Below are 1,038 nucleotides of genomic sequence, written 5' to 3'. Positions count from 1 at the left end.
TTACCGGGGAAGTTTTCCATCCCCGCAGCAAGCTAGCGGGGTATTCGACTGAAATCAATAGGTATAGCACCTATATTCTTGACAAGGTCCAGTCTCTCAGGGATGTAATCAACTACAAATACCTGAGCTGCTCCTTTCAGCAGTGCTGAATAAGCTGTAAGCAAACCAACAGGTCCGGCACCGAAAACTGCGACTGAAGTTCCGGGCTGTACCATAGCCAGCTTGGTAGCATAGTAGCCAGTTGGAAAGATATCAGCCAGCAGGACAAAATCATCTTCCCATTTATCTCCCGCCGTTCCAGGTAATTTGGTACAGTTAAGATCTGCGAATGGTACTCTCAACATCTCAGCCTGTGCTCCTTTATATGGGCCCATTTTTGCATATCCAAATGCTCCCCCTGCAATCTCTGGATTAACAGTCAGGCAAGCGCTCGTAAAGCCTCTAACGCAGTTAAAGCAGTGCCCACAGGCAATGTTAAAGGTGACAACAACGCGGTCTCCTCTCTTAAAAGATGTAACAGCATCTCCAACTTCCTCTACAACTCCAAGAGGCTCGTGCCCAAGCACAGTATCGGGTTTCTGCAACTGTCCTTCCGTCATACATATGGAGGTCGCTTCCGCAGATTGCAGTCGAAGTGAGCTTAATAATAGCATCTCTGGGATTCTCTATCTTTGGATCATCTACCTCTTCTACGGCGACATCTTTTAGTCCTTTATATACAACAGCTCTCATAACTTCCCCCCACATTCCATAAAGGTCCTCTATCGGTTTTTGTATATCTTTTAAGAAATATGGTGACCTTTATTGCAATAGTTACTCCTTATTGCAGTAGCTACTCCTTATTGCAATGGCTACTTCGTAATCCAATTATTTATTTTCCGTTTTTTATAATGAACCTATCCCAAAACCTTGAATTTTGAATAATCACTCTAATTTTTAATATGAAAATTGTATGATATATTTGGGAATGATATTGGTGTCAAGGCCGGTGAATAATTCCTCATTTTAGCCGGATTAAAATTCCCCAATTTCCAATCC

The 1,038-nt window shown here is 42.7% G+C and carries 2 protein-coding genes; both read right to left on the bottom strand.

What is annotated here, in order from left to right; genetic code table 11:
* Positions 1-32: 32 nt before the first annotated feature.
* Positions 33-584, bottom strand: a complete 552-nt coding sequence (locus ASJ81_RS13560; protein ID WP_394339140.1) for an alcohol dehydrogenase catalytic domain-containing protein — start codon at positions 582-584, stop codon at positions 33-35.
* Positions 505-732 carry a hypothetical protein gene (locus ASJ81_RS24790; RefSeq protein WP_394339139.1) on the bottom strand — a complete coding sequence of 76 codons (228 nt, stop codon included), beginning with the start codon at positions 730-732 and terminating at the stop codon, positions 505-507. Before ASJ81_RS24790 ends, ASJ81_RS13560 begins: the two co-directional genes overlap by 80 nt.
* Positions 733-1,038: the final 306 nt, after the last annotated feature.

It is taken from the genome of Methanosarcina spelaei (assembly GCF_002287235.1).
In the GTDB taxonomy this organism is placed as follows: domain Archaea; phylum Halobacteriota; class Methanosarcinia; order Methanosarcinales; family Methanosarcinaceae; genus Methanosarcina; species Methanosarcina spelaei.
The sequence above is the reverse complement of the archived record's forward strand: the minus strand, read 5'-3'. Positions and strand labels throughout refer to the sequence as shown.

Excerpts from the sequence above, each read along its gene's own strand:
- ASJ81_RS24790 (WP_394339139.1), bottom strand. The coding sequence starts at position 732 with ATGAGAGCTGTTGTATATAAAGGACTAAAAGATGTCGCCGTAGAAGAG.